The organism is Engelhardtia mirabilis (genome assembly GCF_007748095.1).
Taxonomy (GTDB): domain Bacteria; phylum Planctomycetota; class UBA1135; order UBA1135.
Genome location: NZ_CP036287.1, coordinates 5,460,945 through 5,479,572, shown reverse-complemented (window position 1 = coordinate 5,479,572; position 18,628 = coordinate 5,460,945). Strand labels below are relative to the sequence as shown.

Annotated in this window: 14 protein-coding genes; 1 reads left to right on the top strand and 13 read right to left on the bottom strand. The window is 71.7% G+C overall.

Annotated elements, in window-relative coordinates:
* Positions 1-20 precede the first annotated feature (20 nt).
* From argF to Pla133_RS20170, 5 genes are read right to left on the bottom strand one after another with little or no spacing between them, the layout of a single operon-like run.
* Positions 21-1,001, bottom strand: coding sequence for an ornithine carbamoyltransferase (gene argF, locus Pla133_RS20190; protein WP_145068598.1), 981 nt, complete (start codon positions 999-1,001; stop codon positions 21-23).
* Complete coding sequence (locus Pla133_RS20185) at positions 989-2,182, bottom strand: aspartate aminotransferase family protein (protein ID WP_419191765.1); 1,194 nt, start codon at positions 2,180-2,182, stop codon at positions 989-991. Before Pla133_RS20185 ends, argF begins: the two co-directional genes overlap by 13 nt.
* On the bottom strand, positions 2,175-2,993 hold the full coding sequence (gene argB / locus Pla133_RS20180) for an acetylglutamate kinase (protein WP_145068594.1): 819 nt from the start codon (positions 2,991-2,993) through the stop codon (positions 2,175-2,177). The genes Pla133_RS20185 and argB overlap by 8 nt, the downstream gene beginning before the upstream one ends.
* Complete coding sequence (gene argC, locus Pla133_RS20175; RefSeq protein ID WP_145068592.1) at positions 2,990-4,030, bottom strand: N-acetyl-gamma-glutamyl-phosphate reductase; 1,041 nt, start codon at positions 4,028-4,030, stop codon at positions 2,990-2,992. The genes argB and argC overlap by 4 nt, the downstream gene beginning before the upstream one ends.
* Entirely contained in the window at positions 4,027-4,506 is a 480-nt protein-coding gene (locus Pla133_RS20170; RefSeq protein ID WP_145068590.1) for an arginine repressor, read from the bottom strand. The genes argC and Pla133_RS20170 overlap by 4 nt, the downstream gene beginning before the upstream one ends.
* A 176-nt stretch (positions 4,507-4,682) precedes the next feature.
* Here Pla133_RS20170 and Pla133_RS20165 point away from each other — a divergent pair, with 176 nt between their 5' ends.
* Positions 4,683-5,093, top strand: a complete 411-nt coding sequence (locus Pla133_RS20165) for a YybH family protein (RefSeq protein WP_145068587.1) — start codon at positions 4,683-4,685, stop codon at positions 5,091-5,093.
* 56 nt (positions 5,094-5,149) lie between these two features.
* Here the strand turns inward: Pla133_RS20165 and Pla133_RS20160 are convergent, their stop codons facing one another.
* The 8 genes from Pla133_RS20160 to Pla133_RS20125 form a co-directional block, all read right to left on the bottom strand.
* Entirely contained in the window at positions 5,150-6,283 is a 1,134-nt protein-coding gene (locus Pla133_RS20160) for an FAD-dependent oxidoreductase (protein ID WP_145068585.1), read from the bottom strand.
* Between the two features lie 85 nt (positions 6,284-6,368).
* A complete protein-coding gene (locus tag Pla133_RS20155; RefSeq protein ID WP_145068582.1) occupies positions 6,369-9,008 on the bottom strand; it encodes a hypothetical protein in 2,640 nt (879 codons plus the stop codon).
* A 384-nt stretch (positions 9,009-9,392) separates the two neighbouring features.
* Positions 9,393-11,672, bottom strand: a complete 2,280-nt coding sequence (locus Pla133_RS20150; RefSeq protein WP_145068580.1) for a hypothetical protein — start codon at positions 11,670-11,672, stop codon at positions 9,393-9,395.
* 284 nt (positions 11,673-11,956) lie between these two features.
* Complete coding sequence (ftsY, locus tag Pla133_RS20145) at positions 11,957-12,886, bottom strand: signal recognition particle-docking protein FtsY (RefSeq protein ID WP_145068578.1); 930 nt, start codon at positions 12,884-12,886, stop codon at positions 11,957-11,959.
* Between the two features lie 12 nt (positions 12,887-12,898).
* The gene (gene nusB, locus Pla133_RS20140) at positions 12,899-13,360 is read right to left on the bottom strand and encodes a transcription antitermination factor NusB (RefSeq protein WP_145068577.1); all 462 of its coding nucleotides are present in this window, start codon (positions 13,358-13,360) and stop codon (positions 12,899-12,901) included.
* Positions 13,357-13,890: a 6,7-dimethyl-8-ribityllumazine synthase gene (gene ribH, locus Pla133_RS20135; protein ID WP_145068575.1), complete on the bottom strand. Its 534-nt coding sequence runs from the start codon at positions 13,888-13,890 to the stop codon at positions 13,357-13,359. The genes nusB and ribH overlap by 4 nt, the downstream gene beginning before the upstream one ends.
* 151 nt (positions 13,891-14,041) lie before the next feature.
* On the bottom strand, positions 14,042-14,830 hold the full coding sequence (locus Pla133_RS20130; RefSeq protein WP_145068573.1) for a ZIP family metal transporter: 789 nt from the start codon (positions 14,828-14,830) through the stop codon (positions 14,042-14,044).
* Positions 14,831-14,987: 157 nt separating this feature from the next.
* Positions 14,988-18,623 (bottom strand): efflux RND transporter permease subunit, encoded by a 3,636-nt coding sequence (locus tag Pla133_RS20125; RefSeq protein ID WP_145068571.1) that lies wholly within the window; start codon positions 18,621-18,623, stop codon positions 14,988-14,990.
* Positions 18,624-18,628: the final 5 nt, after the last annotated feature.

The window sequence follows — 18,628 nt, the reverse complement described above, 5'->3', positions numbered from 1 at the left end:
AGTGTCGGTGGGGGGGGCGCTCAGCCCAGGGCGGCGACGGCGTCGGGCGCCATCAGCATGGCCATGATCGCCTTCTGCACGTGCAGGCGGTTCTCGGCGATGTCGAACACGATCGAGCGCGGTCCGTCGATCACCTCCGCGGTCACCTCGGCACCCCGGTGGGCGGGCAGGCAGTGCATGAACAGGGCGTCGGGCGCCGCGCGCTCCATCATCTCCGGATCCACGCGGTAGGCGCTGAAGATCGCCGCGCGCTCCTCGATCTCGTCCTCCTGGCCCATGGAGGCCCACACGTCGGTGTAGACCGCGTCGGCCCCGGCCACGCCCTCGTGGGCGTTCTCGACGATGCGGATCTCGGCGCCGGTCTCGCGGGCGGCGATCATGGCGTCGTTCAGGATCCGCGAGTTGGGCTCGAAGCCCTCGGGCGAGCACACGGTCACGTGCACGCCCAGGCGCGCGCCGGTCTGCAGCAGGGAGTGGCAGGTGTTGTTGCCGTCGCCCACGTAGGCCAGCTTGCGACCGGCGAGGGTGCCCCAGTGTTCACGCAGGGTGAAGAAGTCCGACAGCGCCTGGCACGGGTGCAGGAGGTCCGACAGACCGTTGATCACCGGCGCCGAGCAGGCCTCGGCGAACTCCTCCACGTGGCGGTGCTTGTAGACCCGCAGCACGGCGCCGTCGACCCAACGCTCGAGGTTGCGACCCAGGTCGCTGATGGCCTCGCGCGAGCCCAGCCGCGCGTGGCGGTGGTCCAGGAAGACGGCGCTGCCGCCCAGCTCCTGCATGCCGATGTCGAAGGTGAAGCGCGTGCGCAGGCTCTCCTTCTCGAACAACATGCCGAGCTTCTTTCCGGCCAGCACGTGTCCGAAGCCGGTGCGGTCGGCCTTGAGCTGCGCGGCCACGTCGAAGATGCGGGCCACGTCGCCGGGGCCTAGCGGAGCGGTGGAGATCAGGTCTCCGGTGGGGAGGGTCGCCGTAGTCGGGGTCGCCGTAGTCAGGTCAGGCATGTTTGCGTCTCGGTGAGGCAGGCTTCGAGGGTCTCGAGGCCGAGTGAGAGGTCGGTCGGCGCGATCACGTAGGGCGGCAACAGGCGCAGCACGTTGTCCCCGGCGGTGCAGGTCAGCACGCCGCGCTGGTGCAGGAGGGCGCTCAGCTCGCCCGCGGGCGTGGCCATTCGCAGGCCTTGCATCAGGCCGCGGCCGCGCCGCTCGATGACGTGGTCGAAGCGCGCGACCAGGCGGTCGAGGCCGGCCGTCAGTTCGGCGCCGCGGGCCGCGACGTCGGCGGCGAGCTCGCCCGCGTCCCACAGCTCCAGGAAGGTCAGGGCGGCGCGCAGGGCCAGGGGCCCGCCGCCGAAGGTCGAGCCGTGGTCGCCGGGGACCAGGGAACAGGCCAGGTGCTCGGCCACGACCGTCGCGCCGATCGGCAGGCCGGCGCCCAGGGGCTTGGCCAGGGTCACGATGTCCGGCGTGACGCCCGCGGACTGGGCCGCGAGGAAGCTGCCCGTGCGCCCGCAGCCGCTCTGCACCTCGTCGTGGATCAGGATCGTTCCGGTCGCCGTGCAGAGCTCGCGCGCGCGCCGCAGGTACGCGTCCGGCAGGGGCCGCAGGCCGCTCTCGCCCTGGATCGGCTCCAGGATCAGCGCCGCCGGCTGCAAGCGCTCGAGGGCCGCTTGCAAGGCGTCGACGTCACCGGCCGGCACGAAGTGGCAGCCCGGGATCAGGGGTTCGAACGGCGCCCGGTAGCGCTCGGTCCAGGTCACCGAGAGGGCGCCGAGGGTCCGCCCGTGGAAGCTGCCTTCCAAGGCCAGGAAGGCTGTGCGCGGGGCCGTTCCCGCCGCTTGCGCCAAGCGGTGGTGGTGGGCCCGCGCGGCCTTCAGGGCGCACTCGTTGGCCTCGGTGCCGCTGTTCGAGAAGAACGCCGCCTCCAGGCCCGTGTGCTTGGCGAGCAGCCCGGCCACCTGCTCGGTGTACGGGTGGCGATAGAGGTTGCAGGTGTGCAGCACCCGCCCGATTTGGTCGGTGAGGGCCGCGACCAGCGCCGGGTGGGCGTGGCCGAGGGCGGACACGGCGATGCCACCCATCAGGTCGATGTACTCGCGCCCCTGCCCGTCCACCAGCCGCGCGCCGCGGCCGTGGGTGAAGGTCGGCTCGGCGCGCTGATAGGTCCGAAGAACGTGCTCATCCACGGCCGACAACCTCCGAGTTGGACAGCAAGACCGTGCCGACGCTGGACTGCAGCGCGCCGCGAATCGCGTCCTCGCCGGCCCAGGGAGCGATCTTGACCAGGGTGCGCGAGGGCGGGGTCAGGGCCGCCAGGGCGCCCTCGACCTTGGGGATCATGCCGCCTTCGATGGTGCCCTCGCGGTCGAGCTCGGCCAGGCGGTCGAGGGTCGCGCAGGCCACCCGTTGGCCCTTGCCGTCGAGCAGTGCGGGAACGTCCGTGAGCAGCAGCAGCACGTCCGCGTCGATCGCCCGCGCCAGGGCGCCGGCCGCGTGGTCGGCGTTGACATTCAGGAAGGGCTCGTCGCCGCCCGCCGAGCCCTGGTGCGGACCGACGGTCGCGACGACCGGCACGAAGCCGCCGGCGAGCAGGTGCTCGAGCAGCTTCGAGTTGACCGCGCTGACCTGACCCACGTAGCCCAGGTCGACCTCGTCGGAGTGCAGGGGCTCGGCATCGAAGAGCGCGCCGTCGGCGCCAGAGAGGCCCGCGGCACTGACCCCGGCCACCTCGAGGGCGCGCACCAGGATCCGGTTCACGCTGCCGCCGAGGATCGCCAGGGCCACCTCGGCGGTGCGCGCGTCGGTCACTCGCAGGCCGCGCCAGCGGCGCTCGACCAGGCCCAGGTCCGCGCACATGCGGCCGAGCTGGCGCCCGCCCCCGTGGACGATCACGAGCTCGTGCCCGGCCGCCAGGGCCTGGGCCACCGAACGCGCGAAGGAGCTGCGGGCGTCGGGCTCGTCGAGCACCGCGCCGCCCACCTTGACGAGCATCCTCATTGCAGGCCTCCCGGGGCGACCGCGGTCGCCGTGTGTTGCCCGTGTGCCGGGCCCAGTCCTGTCCCCTCGGGCAAGCCGAGCAGCAGGTTGGCGTTCTGCAGGGCCTGCCCAGCGGCGCCCTTGAGCAGGTTGTCGATGGCGCTGACCACGCAGACCAGCGGCCCGTGGGCGGCGACGCCCAGGTGGCACTGGTTGGTGCGTTGGACGCGGTCCAGCTCGGGCAGGCCGCGTTCGTAGACGGTCACGAAGGGCTCGTCCCGATAGCGCGCCGACAGGGCGGCCGCGATGTCGCCCGCGCCGACTCCCGCGCGCGGCTGGAGGTAGATCGTCGACAGGATCCCGCGCAGGATTGGCAGCAGGTGCGCGGTGAAGACGACCCGATCGTTGCCGGCCTCCTGGCAGATCTCGGGGCCGTGCCGATGGACGCCCACGCCGTAGGCGCGGAAGTTCTCGTGCACGTTGCCAAAGTGCGTCGTCGCGCTGGCGCTGCGGCCGGCGCCGGTCAGTCCGCTCTTGGCGTCGACCACCATCGGGGCCGCGGGCTCGAGCAGGTCCGCCTCGAGCAGGGGCTTGAGGGCCAACAGGGCCGAAGTGGGGTAGCAGCCGGGGTTGGCCACGAGCTGGGCGCCGGGGACGCGCTCGCGCGCGAACTCGGTCAGGCCGTAGACGGCCTCGGCCAGGAGTTCGGGCGCTGTGTGGGGCTGGCCGTAGACGCGCTCGTACTGGGCTGCGTCGCGCAGGCGGAAGTCCGCCGAGAGGTCGACCACGCGGGCCCCGCGCTCCAGGGCGGCGAGGGCCAGGGGCGCCGAGGTGCCATGGGGCGTGCAGAGGAAGACCACGTCGACGCCGTCCAAACGGTCGAGGTCGAGGGCGTCGATGGGGGGGTCGACCGGCAGGGCCGGCGGCTCCGGGGCCTGGCCCGGCCGCGCGCTCATGGCGGCGGCCAGCTCGAGGGCCGGGTGGGCCTCGATCAAGGCGCGCAGCTCGCGCCCGGCGTAGCCGCTGGCACCCAGGATCGCGGCGGACTTGGTGTTCATCGAGCGGTCTCCAGACTCTTGCCCGCCGCGGCGGCGAAGTGCTTCACGAGGGCCTTGGCCGAGCCCGGGTTGCGGGTGATGACGAGGATCGTGTCGTCGCCGGCCACGGTGCCGAGGATCTGCGGCTCGTCGGCCTGATCGATGGCCAGGGCCAGGGGTTGGGCACCGGAGGGCGGCGTCCGCAGCACCACTTGGTTCTGGGCCGCCACCGCCGACACCGCCCAGCGCCGCAGGGCCGTGGCCAGGGCGGCCGAGGCGTCATCCGCAGCGCCGGGCTCCTCGGGCAGGTGGTAGCCGTCGGGGCCCTTGACCACGCCCATGTCGCGCAGGTCGCGGCTGAGGGTGGCCTGGTTGGCGACCAGGCCGCGATCGGCGAGGCGCTGGGCCAACTCGGCCTGGCTCCCGATCGACTCGGTCTGGAGCAGCTCGACGATGGCGCCGCGGCGCTGGCGCTTGGTTTGGACGGTGGAGACCATGGCAGGAATATGCGGCGAGAGTGCATGAATATGCGTATGGCGGCAACCCCCCTCGATGGCAAAACTTCGATCCCGAGTCGCCGCCGAGGGCGCTCGACCCAGGCCGGCGGGTTTGGTCGACTGCCGCGCTCCCCGTGACCGCCAACCCACAAGGTGCCGAACCCCGGCCCGCGCCGATGGACGCCGAACACACCCTGCTGCAGCGCCTGCGCGCCGCCAACGAAGCCTGGACCCAGGGGCGACCCGAGGAGGTCGCCGAGTTCTTCCACCCGAGCGTCGTGATGGCCGCCCCCGACGGGCGGGTTCTGGTCCGGGGGCGGGTGGAGATGGTGCAGAGCTTCGTCGACTACGCCGAGGGCGCGCGCACGGTGCGCTTCGAGGAGTTCGAGCACCGGGTGCAGGTGAGTGGTGACACGGCGGTGGTCAGTTACCTGTTCGAGGTCGAGTACGTGGTGCTCGAGGAGCCCGGGGTGAACCACGTGGAGCGCGGGCGCGAGCTGCTCGTCTTCGCCCGCGGTGGAGAGCGGGACGATTGGACCGTGATCTGGCGCGAGCAGACGCCGCTCGACGCCCCCGAGCTCGACTGAGCACTCCCCGAGCGTCCGGTAGGCGTTCGTACGAACGCCTACCGGACGCGCTCCCGTCAGTCGAAGCGCGCGAGGGCGAAGCGAGGTTCGACCTCGCGCGCTCCCGACACGAGCTGCGCCACGTGCTCACCCAGGGCCGGGCCGTGCTTGAACCCGTGCCCACTGCCGCCGCCGGCGATCCAGACGTTGTCTAGGTCGGGATGGCGGTCGACCACGAACGCACCGTCAGGCGTCTCGGTGTACTGACACACGCGCGCCTCGAGCAGCGGCGCGGCGCGCAGGCCGGGAAAGCGCAGGGCCAAGTGCTCCCGCGCGCGCTCGAGTCCGGCGGCCGACGGGCTGCGGTCTTGGGTTGAGGGATCACAGACCTCGCCCCGCGTGTCGTCCGCGAGCTTGAAGCCCCGCGCTTCGGTCTCGGGGATGCCGTACCAGAAGCGCTCGGCGTGGTCGGACCAGACCGGCAGGCCGCGGTGCGCCTCATCCCCCGGGGGCGTGCCGAAGTAGAAGACCTCCTGCCGCGTGACGCGCAGGTGCGTCCCCGCGCGCCGCACCAGCTCGCCGAGCCAAGGGCCGGCGGCGAGCACGAAGGCGTCGGCCTCGAGCCGGTCGTGCCCTTCGACTTCGAGGTGTCGCAGTCGCCCCCCGTCGCGTGGACCCAAGCGCGCCCGCGCGGTCAGGTAGCTTCCGCGCGCCTCCAAGAGCGCGTCGCGCACCTCGGCGCAGGACCGCCGCGCCAGGAGTGAGCCCGCCCCGGGCTCGACGAAGGCCCATTCGATCCCCTCGGGCGAGATCGCCGGATAGCGCTCGGCCACCTGCGCCGCGTCGAGCACCTGCGGCGTCACGCCGATCGAGCGCAGGCCCGCGAGGCTGTCGCGCTCGGTGCGATCGTCGACGGCGCCCGCCATCCAGAGCAGCCCGGTCTCGTGGAACAGCCGCCGCCCCCGCTCGACCTCGAACCCGCGCCACAGGTCCAAGGAACGCGCGGCCATGCGCGTGAACAGCTCGCTCGCCCCGTAGCTGCGTCGCAGGACCCGACTCTCGCCCCCCGAGCTGGAGCGCGCGTTGCCCGGCCCCCAGGCGTCGACCAGGGTCACGCGGTGCCCGGCGCGGGCGAGCTGAAGGGCGGACCAACCGCCGAAGGCGCCGGCGCCGACGACGGCGATGTGTGAGGACGGGCGTTGCGATCGCATCGACCGATCCTACGTCGATCGAGGTCCCCGCCTCACGTTGCCAAGCGGCGGCCGCCCCGACGTGACGGGGCGGCGGCCGCGCGAATCACGGCGCGAGCGAACTCAGACCGTTCGAGGCGGCAAAGCCCTGCACCGCGACCGGGTCGAGGATCCAGGCCTGCAGCACGAGTTGGGCCCCCGAGAGGATCGGCGGATTCAGCGTGCCGCCGATCGTCGCCTGCCCCAGGGCATCGGTCGAAAGGGGCAGGACGATCACGGGCTGGGGAATCAAGAGACCGCCGAACAGCGGTGTCGGCACCGCCGCCGGGCCCAGGACCCAGGCGCCCGGCGACGAGGCTCGGGCGCTCGACAGCCGCAGCTCGACGCTGCTTCCCGCCGCCAGTGCGCCCGCGCCGTCCAGGACCGGCAGCCCCTGGGTTCCTGCGAGTCCGCCGCCCAGCCCTTCCCATGGGCCGATGGTGCGAAGGGCCGCGCGGTAGCTCTGGTAGGGCTCGTCGAAGCGCAGGTCCGCGGTTGCGAGCAGCGAGTGCCCGTCGATCGTGGCCAGGCTCGGCGCGGTGATCGGGTCGAGACCCGTGTGGAGCGGAACGCCGCCCGAGTCCACGAGCGTGCCGTCCTCGAGCACGCGGATGCCGTAGACGTCCGTCCGCTGGTCGAAGAAACTCGCTGCCTCGCGCTTGTCCTCCCAGGCGACGACGAACTGCGATCCGGTCCAGGTCGCGCTGGGCCAGACCTGTTGGCCAGGCGCCGTCGCGAGGTTCTTGCCCGAGGTCCCGTCGAGCAGGCTGCCATCGAGGGCCAGGCGCCCGAACGCGAGGTCGGGGTTCGAGCTGCTGTCCGTGCCGGTGCGCCAGGCGACCAGGGCCACGCTGTCCGAGGCCGCGACCGTGGGCTGACCGCCTGTGAAGCTCACCACGAACTCACCGGCCGTCGAGCCATCCGCCGCGATGAACGCCGCGGTGACCACCGCCGCGGGGTTGTCGTGGCTCACGTTGCGTTGCCACACGGCCAGCCAGCGGTTACCGAAGGCGGTCACCTCCGGCCGACGCGCGAAGGAGTTGCCCAGGGCGATCGGCGTCGCGTCCAACACCGCGCCCGTCGGTCCGTCCACGCGCTTGGCGCGGGGGAAGGCGAACTGGATCGACGAGACGAACTGGGCGTAGACCACCAGGAAGTCGTCCCCGACGGCGGCGACGTCGGGCGAATGCCCCGCGTCGATCGCGATCGGCTGGGCATCCAGCGCAACCATGGCCGCGTCGTAGCGCCGCCCGAAGGTCTGGCCGTTATCGGCCCAGACGATCAAGAACGCCGATCCGTTCCAGGCCGCGTCCGGCGGCGACAGGTTGACGCCGGTCGCGACCTCGATCGGTTGAAGATCGATCGCAGTCCCGAACTCGTCGATGCGCTGGGCCATGAGCCGCATACCGGCCGAGGTCGCATCCAGGAACGTCGTCAGCACCTGCCCGGATCCCACGGTCAGGTCGGGGAAGAGTTGAGCCGGCGCCGCCAGGGAGATCGGCGCGGGGACGGTGGTGCTCCCGTCCGCACCGAGGGCCTGCCCGTAGATGTCGTCGGGCACGAAGGTCGCCGCGCGACGGTCGCGCCAGACCACTTGAGCGCCACCGTCGGTTCGGCCGGTGAGATCCACTTGGTCGATGGAGTTCTCGTTCGGCGTGTCGAGGGCGATGCCGCCGGGGTCGAGCACCTGACCCGTGGACGTGATCCTGACCGCCAGGGGACCGAGCAGCACGTTGCGCCAGTAGACCCACCACTGGCCGCCGGCCCACGAAGCATGAGGCGAGCCCGTCACGCTGGCGCTCGATCCCAGGGCGAGGCCCGCCGGCACGGCGAGCACGCCGGTCGTACTCATGGTCGACGCGCGCACCTGCCCGCCCTCGATCCAGGTCACCATGTACTGGCTGCCGTCGGAGGCGAAGCTGCCCGCCGGCAGGTTGTTCAGGGTGCCCAGGGCGGCGAGGTTCGACGAGTAGCGCTTGGCGATTGGAGCTCCGCTGGCGGTGTAGGTCAGCAGGTACTCGCCGCCCGCGCTCGCGAGGCCGAGGTTGAAGAACAGGAAGAACGTGCCGGGCACGAGTTCGACGCCGGCTGGATCGACCACCGTGCCGTCGGCCGCGACGCGCACGCCGAAGATCCCGGTCTCGGTCGATGTGGTGCCCTGGTAGGCGACCATCCAGTCGGTGCCGGATGTGGCCAGAGCGAACATGGAGCTCGAAGAAGTCTCGAAGGCGTGCAGCACCAGCGGCGACTCATCGAGGACGACGCCGTCCGGCGAGACCCGCACGGCCAGGATGCCGTCGGCGAAGAAGCTCTGCGTCGGCGACTGGTCGCGCCAGACCACGAGCCAGTTCTCGCCGTTCCACGCCACCTGCGGCTCGCGCTGCTCGCCGAAGGTCGTGCTGATAGGGATCGGCGTCGGATCGAGGGGCAGGCCGGCGGGGTCGAGGCGCACGGCGAAGATGTCGCGGACGGTGGCGTTGCCGGAGAATGTCGTCAGCGGCTCGCTGCGAAGGTCGCTCCAGACGGCCAGGGCGCCGGGCCCACCCGCGGCCACCTGGGGTTGGTCTTGGAGACCCGCCGCGGCACCGATCAGGTCGTCGCCGGGGAGGAACTTGCTCTCGCCGCCGCTGAGCTGGGCCATGGCGGGGGCGGAGAGAAGGGTCAGGGCGCACAGCAGGCGCACTGGCTCGAACAGTCGGGGGAGCATCGCTGGCTTCCGGTCAGGGGTCGCGGGGTGGAATCGCCGGCGCGCGTACGGGCGGTCCGAGGTCACTTTTGGCAGATCTCGGGATCGCGTGGTGGCATTTAGGCGCCGAATCCACCGCTGGTCCCACGACTCGAGAAGGCGTTCCCGGGCGCGAGGAGATGGCGGTGGACTCTGATCCCTTGCCAAATGTCGTGCCGCCTCGGGCCAGGCTCGCGCCGACGGCGCTCGGGGCCGGCGCAGGGGATGGGCGGGTGGGTCCTCGACCACGGTGGCTGGATCCAGCCGGCACCCCGATCCCGGGTCTGGACGGATCCGATCCATATCCCGGACGCAGCGGGACCCGGAGGTGGGTCCGGGCGCGGTGGTGGCCCCTTCCCGGGCCCGTCAGTTCGCCAGCGCGCCCACGGCCCAGTGGGGCAGGTCGAGGGTCACTTGACCCTCGGGCACGGACGCTTCGAGCAGCACCTCGGCGCGCTCTGGGTTGCCCGACAGGCGCTCGGCGGCGGCCAGTTCGAGTCGCAGCAGGGGCGAGCCCGGTTGCCCCGCGTCGCAGGAGGCGCGCCAGGCCTGGCGGTAGCTGCGCACGGCGATGCCGTAGTTGCCCACCTGGGCGTGCTCGCGACCCCACAAGTGTTGGGCCATCGACTCCAGGGCGGCAACCGTCGGTGTCGTGCCCGATTGGTCGCGCAGCTTGTCGGCCCGCTCGATCAGGTCGTCGGGGGTCAAGGGCTTGCCAGCCAGCTCCAGGAGTTCGCGCGCCGTCTGCGGTCCGACCCAACCGCCGAGCTGGGCGTCGCGGGCCAGGGCGCTCACGCGCTCGGAGTCGAGGGCGCCTCGCGCGACCGCGGCGCGGGCCGCATCGAGGGCGGCTGTCGCGAGGCCCGACTGCAGGGTCACGCGCACCTCGTTGAAGGCGCAGGCCGGATCGTGGGGGCGCAGGGCCGCGGCTTCCTGGAAGGCGATGCGCGCCGCTCGCAGGTCGCCGATGGCGATCGCCGCCAGGCCCCGCTGGGTGTGAGCGTTGGCCGAGAAGGGGCGCACCGCGTGCAGACGCTCGCCGAGCACCGCGACGAGCTGGGAGTCGCCGGCGCGCCGCGCGTCGATCAACGCCAACTCGAGGGCGGTGGAGCTGGTCCGGCCGCTGGCGACGAGGGCCGCGTCGAGGGCCTGGGTCGCGCGCGCGCGCGTCGCCGCGGCTTCGGACTCGCCCAGGCCACCCTGGGCCAGGGTCAGGTTCGCGCGGACGCTGCGAGCCAGGGCGTTGCCATGGGTCACCAGCCGCCAGGGTGCGAGCGGGGCCGCCAGGGCGACGACCACCGGCGCGAGGGCGACCAACCGCGCGCGACCGCGACCCAGGGGCGCGCCCCAGCGCGTCCCCGCGACCACGCCGAAGACCGCCATGGCCTGCAGGGACGCCGCGGGGTTGGCGATCAGGTTCGAGTGCATGGCGGCGTTGACCAGCACCGCGATGCCGCAGGCGGCGCAGGCCGCGCGGCCGAAGGCCCGCTCCGTGATGCTGGCGCAGGCGGCTGCCAGGCAGGCGGCCAGGAAGGCGAACCAAGCCAGTCCGCCGAACCAACCCAGCTCGACGAAGCCTTCGAACCAATCGTTGTGGGCGTGCTCGACCTCGGTCGCGGCTCCCAGTTCGCCGTTCAGCTCGGAGGCGCGGGCCTCTGCCGGGTCGCGGTAGGGCGGGAAGCTGCGCTGAAAGCCGCCCGGTCCGAAGCCGAAGGGCCCGGCATCGGCGACCATCGCCGGCAGGGCGCCCCAGATCCGCAGGCGCACGCCGACGCCGCCCAGGTCGTCGTCCGGGGCGGTCGCGTCTTCGACGGGATCGATGTCGGCCACGGCGAGGACCACACCCGGACCGCCGCTGCCGACGTCGGCGCGCGAGTCGTCGTTGTGGGGGAAGGCCGAGAGCATGGCCACGAACACGAACATCGCCGCCGCGGAGCCAAAGGCGCCGCGCATGCGCCGGATCTCTTGGCACCAGGGCGAGCCGAGGGCCGCGGCGACCAGGGCCGCGGCGGCGGCCAGTCCGCCGGCGATCACGGGGCTCACGGCCGCGTGCACGGCGAAGGCGCCCAGGGCCGTGAAGCCGATCCAGCGCCAGGCGCCGCGCCGGCAGATTCCGATCCAGGCGCCGGCAATGGCGCCGGGCAGGGCGGCTTGGTTGGTCGAACCGACGTTCTGCAGGGTGCCGGCCAGGCCGACGGAGCTCGCGCCCACGGCAGCTTCCAAGAGGGCCGGCACGGTGTAGAGCAGGGACACGATCGTCAGGCCCTTGACCAGGGTGTGTCGCTCGCCGCGGTCGAGGCAGGAGGCGGCCACGAAGACCGCGAGGCCGCTGCCCAAGGTGAACAGGGGCGCCGAGTTCTCCAGCGCCGGAACCTGGTCCCCGAGGAAGTGTCCGGCCACCAGCGCGATCGCCGGCAGCACCGCCAGCAGGGCTCCGACCGGCAGACGCGTGATGGAGAGGGCGATCACGACCACCGCGGCCAGCCCCGAGAGGGTCGCCCAACCCGCACCAGTGATCAGCGGCAGGGGATCGAAGCCGGAGACGACGCGGGGCAGCGGCCACGCGAGCAGCGCGGGAGCTGCCAAGAGGGCGATGGTGCCAGCCAGGCCGGCGCGGCTCGGCGCCGTGGTGGGATCGGGCGTCATCGGGGGGGACGATCGGCGGAGAGCATCGGACTCCAGCAGTCCGGATGCGTCAAGTGCGCTCTAGGGCAGGACTTGTGGTCCTGAAGACGAGCCTGTGTCGGGAGCCGGGTGGCGGGGGGCAGGGGAAGCCGCGAGAGCGGTCAGCCGCCGCCGGGCCTCGACCGAACGCTCCGAGCGCCCTGACCTTCCCGGGTCCGCGCAGGAAGGCGTCCCCGGGGCCGGCGAGGGGGCGCGGAAGGGGCCTGCAGGCCGGGATCAGGGCTCGAGCTCCCGGGATCGGGCGCTCAGGAATTCGCGCTGACCTGGCGCACGGCCAGGATCGCGTCCACGAAGGTCTGGGGCTCGAAGGCCTCCAGGGCCTCGACGGTTTCCCCGGTCCCGATGTAGCGCACCGGCAGGCCCAGCTCGCGGCGGATGCCGAAGATCGCCCCGCCGCGGGCGGTGCCGTCCAGCTTGGCGACCACCAGGCCGGTGACCTCGGCCGACTGGGTGAACTGCTTGGCCTGGTTGATGGCGTTCTGACCGTTGGTCCCGTCGATCACCAGCAGCACCTCGTGGGGCGCGCCCTCGAGCCGCTTGGCCACCACCCGGCGCACCTTTTCGAGCTCCTTCATCAGGTTCGATTGGGTGTGCAGGCGTCCGGCCGTGTCGATGATCACCAGGTCGTGGCCCTCGCGCAGGGCGCGGTCCACGGTCTCGTAGGCGACTGCGGCGGGATCGGCGCCTTCGTTCTTGCGCACGATGTCGCAGCCCACGCGGCCGGCCCAGATCTCGAGCTGGTCGGCGGCGGCGGCGCGGAAGGTGTCGGCGGCGCCGACGATCACGCGCTTGCCCTGGCTGGTGAAGCGTTGGGCCAGCTTCGCGATCGAGGTCGTCTTACCCGACCCGTTGACGCCCACCACGAGAACCACGGTGGGCGAGTGGGCCAGCACGATCTCGGCCGGTTCCGTGTCGAGGCGTTCCAAGAGCGCGGCCCGCAGGCTGGCGCGCACGTCGTCCTCGCCCTTGAGCTCGCCGCGCTTGTGTTGGCGCTTGAGCTGGTCGACCAGCTCGATCGCCTCGGAACCCAGGTCCGAGGTGAAGAGCATCTCCTCGAGCTCGTCGAGGAGCTCGTTGTCGATCTCACGTCCGCCCCGGAACAGGCCGGATAGGCCGTCGCTAATGGCGGTGCGGGTGCGCGTGAGGCGCTGCTTGAGCCGATCGAAGAGACCCATGGGCGTTGTGCGTCAGTCGCCGTGTTCGGGGGCGACCAGCGGATCGACCACGGCCGGCGGCGCCGGACGGCTCTTGGAGCGATCCTTGACCTTGTCCAGCACGCCGTTGATGAAGCCGCCGGAGTTCGCGGTCGAGAAGCGCTTGCCGAGCTCGATGGCCTCGTTGATCGAGACCTTGGGCGGGATGTCGTCGCGGAACAGGAGCTCGAAGGTCGCCAGGCGCAGCACGTTCCGATCGATCACCGCCATGCGCGAGATCTCCCAGTTCTGCGCGACCGCGCGAATGTGGTCGTCGATCTCGTCGCGGTGCTCGAGAGCTCCGCGCACGAGCGTCGCGGCGAACTCAGAGGCCGTGCGGTCGGCCTCCTCGGCGCGCAGGAAGGTGTCGAGCTCGTCCTTCACCTCGCGGCCACGGATGTCGACCTGGTAGAGGAACTGCAGTGCGAGTTCGCGGGCGCGGGTGCGGCGTTTCATGACTTGATCTCCGCGCGCACACGGCCGCCACGCTCGAGTCGTTCGATCTGGGTCAGGCCGGCGAGCACCGCGACCGCGGCCCGTGCCACCTCGCGGCCCTTGTCGAGCCCGCCCTCGCCCGCCCGCCGCGCGCGCGCCTGGGCCTGCTCGAGGGTGTTGGTGGTCAGGAGCCCGAACAGCACCGGAGTGTCGGTCTGCAGCGCCACGTCGGTCAAACCGTGGGCGACCGCGCCGGCGATGTGTCGGTCGTGCTCGGTCTCGCCCTTCAGCACCAGACCGAAGCACAGCACCGCGTGCACGTCGTTGCGACGCGCCAGGCGCTGGGCCAGGATCGGCAGCTCGAAGGCGCCGGGTGCCAGGACCACGATCAGATCGGCCGCGTCGAGCCCGCAGTCGATCAGGTGATCGCGGGCCGACTCCAACATCGCCCCGGTCAGGTCGTGGTGGTAGGTCGAGACCACCGCTGCGATGCGGGTGCCCGGTTTCAGGCGCGCGTTCGCGCCGGCGGAACTGTTGCTGTCTAGAGCCATGGAACAGGGTCAGCGGGCTCGGAGAGAGTTCGAGACGCCCTGACGGACCGCAGAGTCTAAGCCGTCGAGGGCCGCTGGGGACCCACCCCGCTTCGGGGGAGACGAGAATCGAGAGGATTCTCCGCTGACCCCGACGACCCGGGCAGGGCCGTCAGCCCAAGAGCACGTCCATGGCCATCATCACCAGGAAGCCGCCCACCAGAGCGAAGGTGGCGTGGTCCTCGTCGCCGCGGCGGTGGGTCTCGGGGATGATCTCGTCGCTGATCACGAACAGCATCGCGCCACCGGCGAAGCCCAGGCCGAAGGGCAGGGCCGGCTCGGCCAGGGCCACGCCGGCCGCGCCGACCAGGCCGCCCAGGGGCTCGAGCAGGCCGGTCAAGAGGGACCAGCCGAAGGCCGCCAGGCGCGAGTAACCGACCGAGGCCAGGCTGACCGCCACGGCCAGGCCCTCGGGGATGTTCTGCAGGCCGATGCCGAAGGCCAGGGCGTTGCCGTCGGCCATCTCGCCGCCCCCGTAGCCGACGCCGACCGCCATGCCCTCGGGCAGGTTGTGGATCGCGATGGCGATCACGAACAGCCAGATGCGGCTCAGCTCGCGGCGGCTGTGGCCCTCGCGCCCGACCACGAAGTGCTCGTGGGGCGCGACGCGGTTGAGCCACCAGATGACCACGGCGCCGGCCAGGATCCCGGCCGAGACCGTGGCGACGGCCGCGGGCTCGCTGCCGTACAGCTCACCCCCGGCCTCGAGCCCCGGGAGGATCAGGGAGAAGACCGTCGCCGCGAGCATCACCCCCGCGGCCGAGCCCAGGAGCAGGGAGCGCAGGCGCTCGGAGATGTCCTTGACCGCGAACACGCCCAGGGCCCCGAGCCCCGTGGCCGATCCCGCGGCGAGGCTGCCGAGGAAGCCGAGGGCGATGGGATGCAGGGTTGGATCGGTCATGTGCCCATGGTGCGACTAGGCGTTCGTACCGTGCCAGGCACAAAACCGCCGCCTAACCCGGAGGGGCCCCAGCCACCTTCGGCGGCTGGGGCCCCTCCGGGTTAGGCGGCGGTTTTGTGCCTGGCACGGTACGAACGCCTAGTCGCGCGCCAAGTCCTTACAGGGTCCCCGACAACTCCGCGCCTTGCGGGCCCTCGGGCCCGGGGGCCGTGCGACTCCCCCGCGTCAGCGCCCAGCTCACCCCGCGGCGCGTGGCGACCTCCACGTCGTCGATCAGGCTGTAGGCGAGCGGCACGACCCACAGGGTGAAGAACGTGCTCGCCGCCAGGCCGCCGGCGACGATGGTCGCCAGGGCGCGGTAGTCGATGGCGTCGGTGGCGGCCTCGGCCAGGATCATCGGCATCAGGCCGAAGACCGTCGTCAGGGCCGTCATCAGGATCGGACGCACGCGTTGGGCGGCGCCGTCGACGATGGCCTCGTCGCGGCGGGCGTCGCCGTATTCCTGGCGCAGGCGGTGGATGCGGTCGATCAGCACGATGCCGTTGTTGACCACCACGCCGGCCAGGATGATCAAGCCGATCCAACCCAGCATGTCCATGGGCGTACCCGTCAGGTACAGGGTCCAGATCGCGCCCAGCATCGAGTAAGGGATCGTGACCAGCACCGAGAAGGGCAGGGTCACCGACTCGAACAGGATCCCCATCAACAGGAACACCAGCACGATCGAGAGCAGCAGCGCGCGCTGCATCTCGGCGGCCTCGTCCTGCTGGCGCGCGCGGGCGGAGTTCTCCGTGCCCAGGCGATAGCCGCGCGGCAGCTCGAGCGCAGCCAGGGCCTCGTAGCCGCGCTCGGTCAGCTCGGTCAGGCGCAGGGTGTCCTCGACCTCGGCGGTCAGGGTGAAGGTCGTCTGGCCGTCGATGCGACGGATGCGGCGCGGGGCCGGCTCGAAGGTCAGGGCCGAGAACGACGCCAGGGGCACGGACGTCTCGCCGTTGAAGACCTGTAGGTCCTTCACGGTCGACAGACCGGCGACCTCGTCCTGGTCGAACTCGATCAGGAAGGGCACCTCGCGACCCTCCTCCTGGTAGCGCGGCAGCGGCCAGCCGCGCAGGGTCCAGGCGATCGTGTTCATGGCGATCTCGGAGTTGACCCCCATGGAGAGGGCCATGTCGCGATCGATGCCGATCTGCAGCTGGTTGGGGGAGTCGTCGAGGGGGCCCTTGACCACGCCCAGGCCGGGCACGGCCTCGAGCAGGCGCTTGGCCTCCACGCCGAGGTCCGCCAGCACGCGACTGTCGGGCCCGCGCAGCTCGAAGGCGGCGAAGTCCGAGCTGAAGTCGACGTCACGCTCGGAGTCGAAGAAGGTGACGATGTGCCCGGGCGGGCGCGGCACCAGCTCCTTCATGCGGCGCTCGAGGGCCTTGCGCTCGCTGGGCTGGACGGGCTCGTCCCAGTAGACCTCGACGTCGGCGCCGCGCTCGGAGAAGCGCGTGCTCCAGTGGTCGAAGCCGAGCTCGGGCTTGATCTCGTCCAGGAAGCGCTCGTGGATCGCGACCTCGTCCGAGGCCTCGGCGAGGGTGAAGTCCGTGTCGAAGTCGAGGTCGTAGCCGATCGAGTCGGTGTTCTGCTCCTCGGTCAGGGCTTCGAGGCCGATGCCCGAGAAGGGAATCACGATCGTCAGCATCGAGCCCAGGGCCAGCACCACCGACGCCGCGCGATTACGCAGGGCCCAGGCCACGACGCGCCGCTGGCCCTCGCGAGTCAGGTCGAGCAGGGAGTCGTAGCGCGGCACGAGTTGCACCGGTCGCCGGGGCGCGCTGCGGCCGCGTCGGCGCAACAGCGGCGGCAGGGCGATCAAGCCCAGTGCGAACAACCCGCCCAGCACGTAGGCCGTCGCCGGCGGAGCGACCTGGAAGGCTTGCTTGCCCCCCGGCAGGGCCCCGACGCCGGCGACGCCCTCCAGTTGACGGTGGGCCGACGGCACGGCGATCCAAACCACTGCCAGGGCGATGGCGCCGCGCACCAGGTAGCCGACCAGCGGGAACCGCCGCGGGGCGAGCAGCGACAAGACCACGCCCATCAAGGCGTAGAGCGCACGCGTGACCTGCAGCGCCACCCAGCGCAGACCCCCGACCAGCAGACCGGTCAGGCGCGCCGGAACGCGACCGACCGCTGCCACGGGGGCCAGGATCCGGTCGACCCAGGGGGCGCGGTCCCCGAGCACCCGCGCGGCGACCACCGGCAGGAAGACAACCGCCACGAACAGACTCGAGATCAGCGAGACCGAGAGGGGGATGCCGATGCCGCCGAACAGCACCCGCGCGCGCGGGTCGTCCGACATGAAGATGATCGGCAGGAAGACGACCACGGTGGTCATGGTCGCCAGGGTCACGGCCAGGGCGATCTCACGGGCGCCGGTCACGGCGGCGCGCAGGCCGTCCTCGCCGTCATTGCGGCGGCGCGCGATGTTCTCGACCACGACCACCGAGTTGTCGACCAGCATCCCGATGCCGAGCGTGATGCCCACCATCGTCAAGAGGTTGAAGCTGCCGCCGCTGAAGAACTCGAAGGCGATGGCCAGGAGCGCCGAGACGGGGATCGACAGGGCCACGCACAGGGTCAGGCGCAGGCGGCGCAGGAACACCAAGAGCACGAGCAGCGCCAGTCCACCACCCCACAGGGCCGTGGCGCGCAGCTGCGCCAGGCTGTTCTCGATCAGCTCGCCCTGCACGAAGAAGGGCAGGAACGAGATCTCGCCTGCCAGGCGCGGGTCCTGCTCCAGCTCTTTGAACGCCGCCACCAGGGCGCGACTGGCGTCGACTGCGTTGGCCTGGCTCTCCTTCTGGGCCACGCCGAAGTAGGAGTAGTTGCCGTCGATGCGGCTGAGCTGGTCGCGCACGCTCTTGGCCTTGATCACCTCGCCCAGGTCGGCCAGGGTCTGCCCGTTGCCGATCGGGTAGCGCTCGATCTCCTCCAGCGACTTGAAGCGGCTGTCCGCGCGCAGCAGGAAGTGCCGTCCGCCGTCGTCGATCTCGCCCAGGGGCTGGGCGAAGTTGTCGCGGCTCAGCCGACCGATCAAGTCGCCGATGTCGATGTTCGCGGCGCGCACGCGATCCTCGTCCAGCAGCACCCGCACGGAGTCCGCCAGGTCGCCCCAGACGTCGATCTTGCTCACGCCCTCGATCGACTCCAGGCGCGGGATGACGACCTCGTTCAAGAGGAAGTCGGTGCGGTCCGAATCGCCCGGGTGCAGGATCCCGAACCACGAGATCGGCAGTTGGTCGGCATCCTCGCTCCAGGTGCCGATGTCCTCGACGGTCGAGGGCAGGTTGGGCCGCGCCCGCTCGAGCCGGTCGCGCACCTCGGCCTTCATCAGGTCGATCGGCTGCGAGGCGTCGAAGTTGATGCGGATCTGGACCAGGTCCTCGGTCGAGTCCGAGCGCACCGTGTCGATGCCCGGCAGGGTCCGCAGCTGCTCCTCGATCACCCGCGCGACCTTCTCCTCGTTCTCGCGCGCGCTGGCCCCCGGGTTGGGCACCCAGACCCACAGGCGCTGGGCCGCGAAGCCCGAGGGCATCAACTGCAGCGGGATGCGCTGGTAGGAGATCAGTCCGACCACGAGCAGGGTCACGAAGGCGACCAGCAGCCCGATCGGACGCAGCACGGTGAAGCCGAAGAAGCCGTCGCCGTCCTGGGGGGAGCCTTGCTCCGAGGAGCCGGCGAGCGCGGCGCCCTGCGGCTCGGATCGTTGCGAATCGGAGCGCTCGGGCGCGGGAACCTCGGAGTCAGACATGGTCG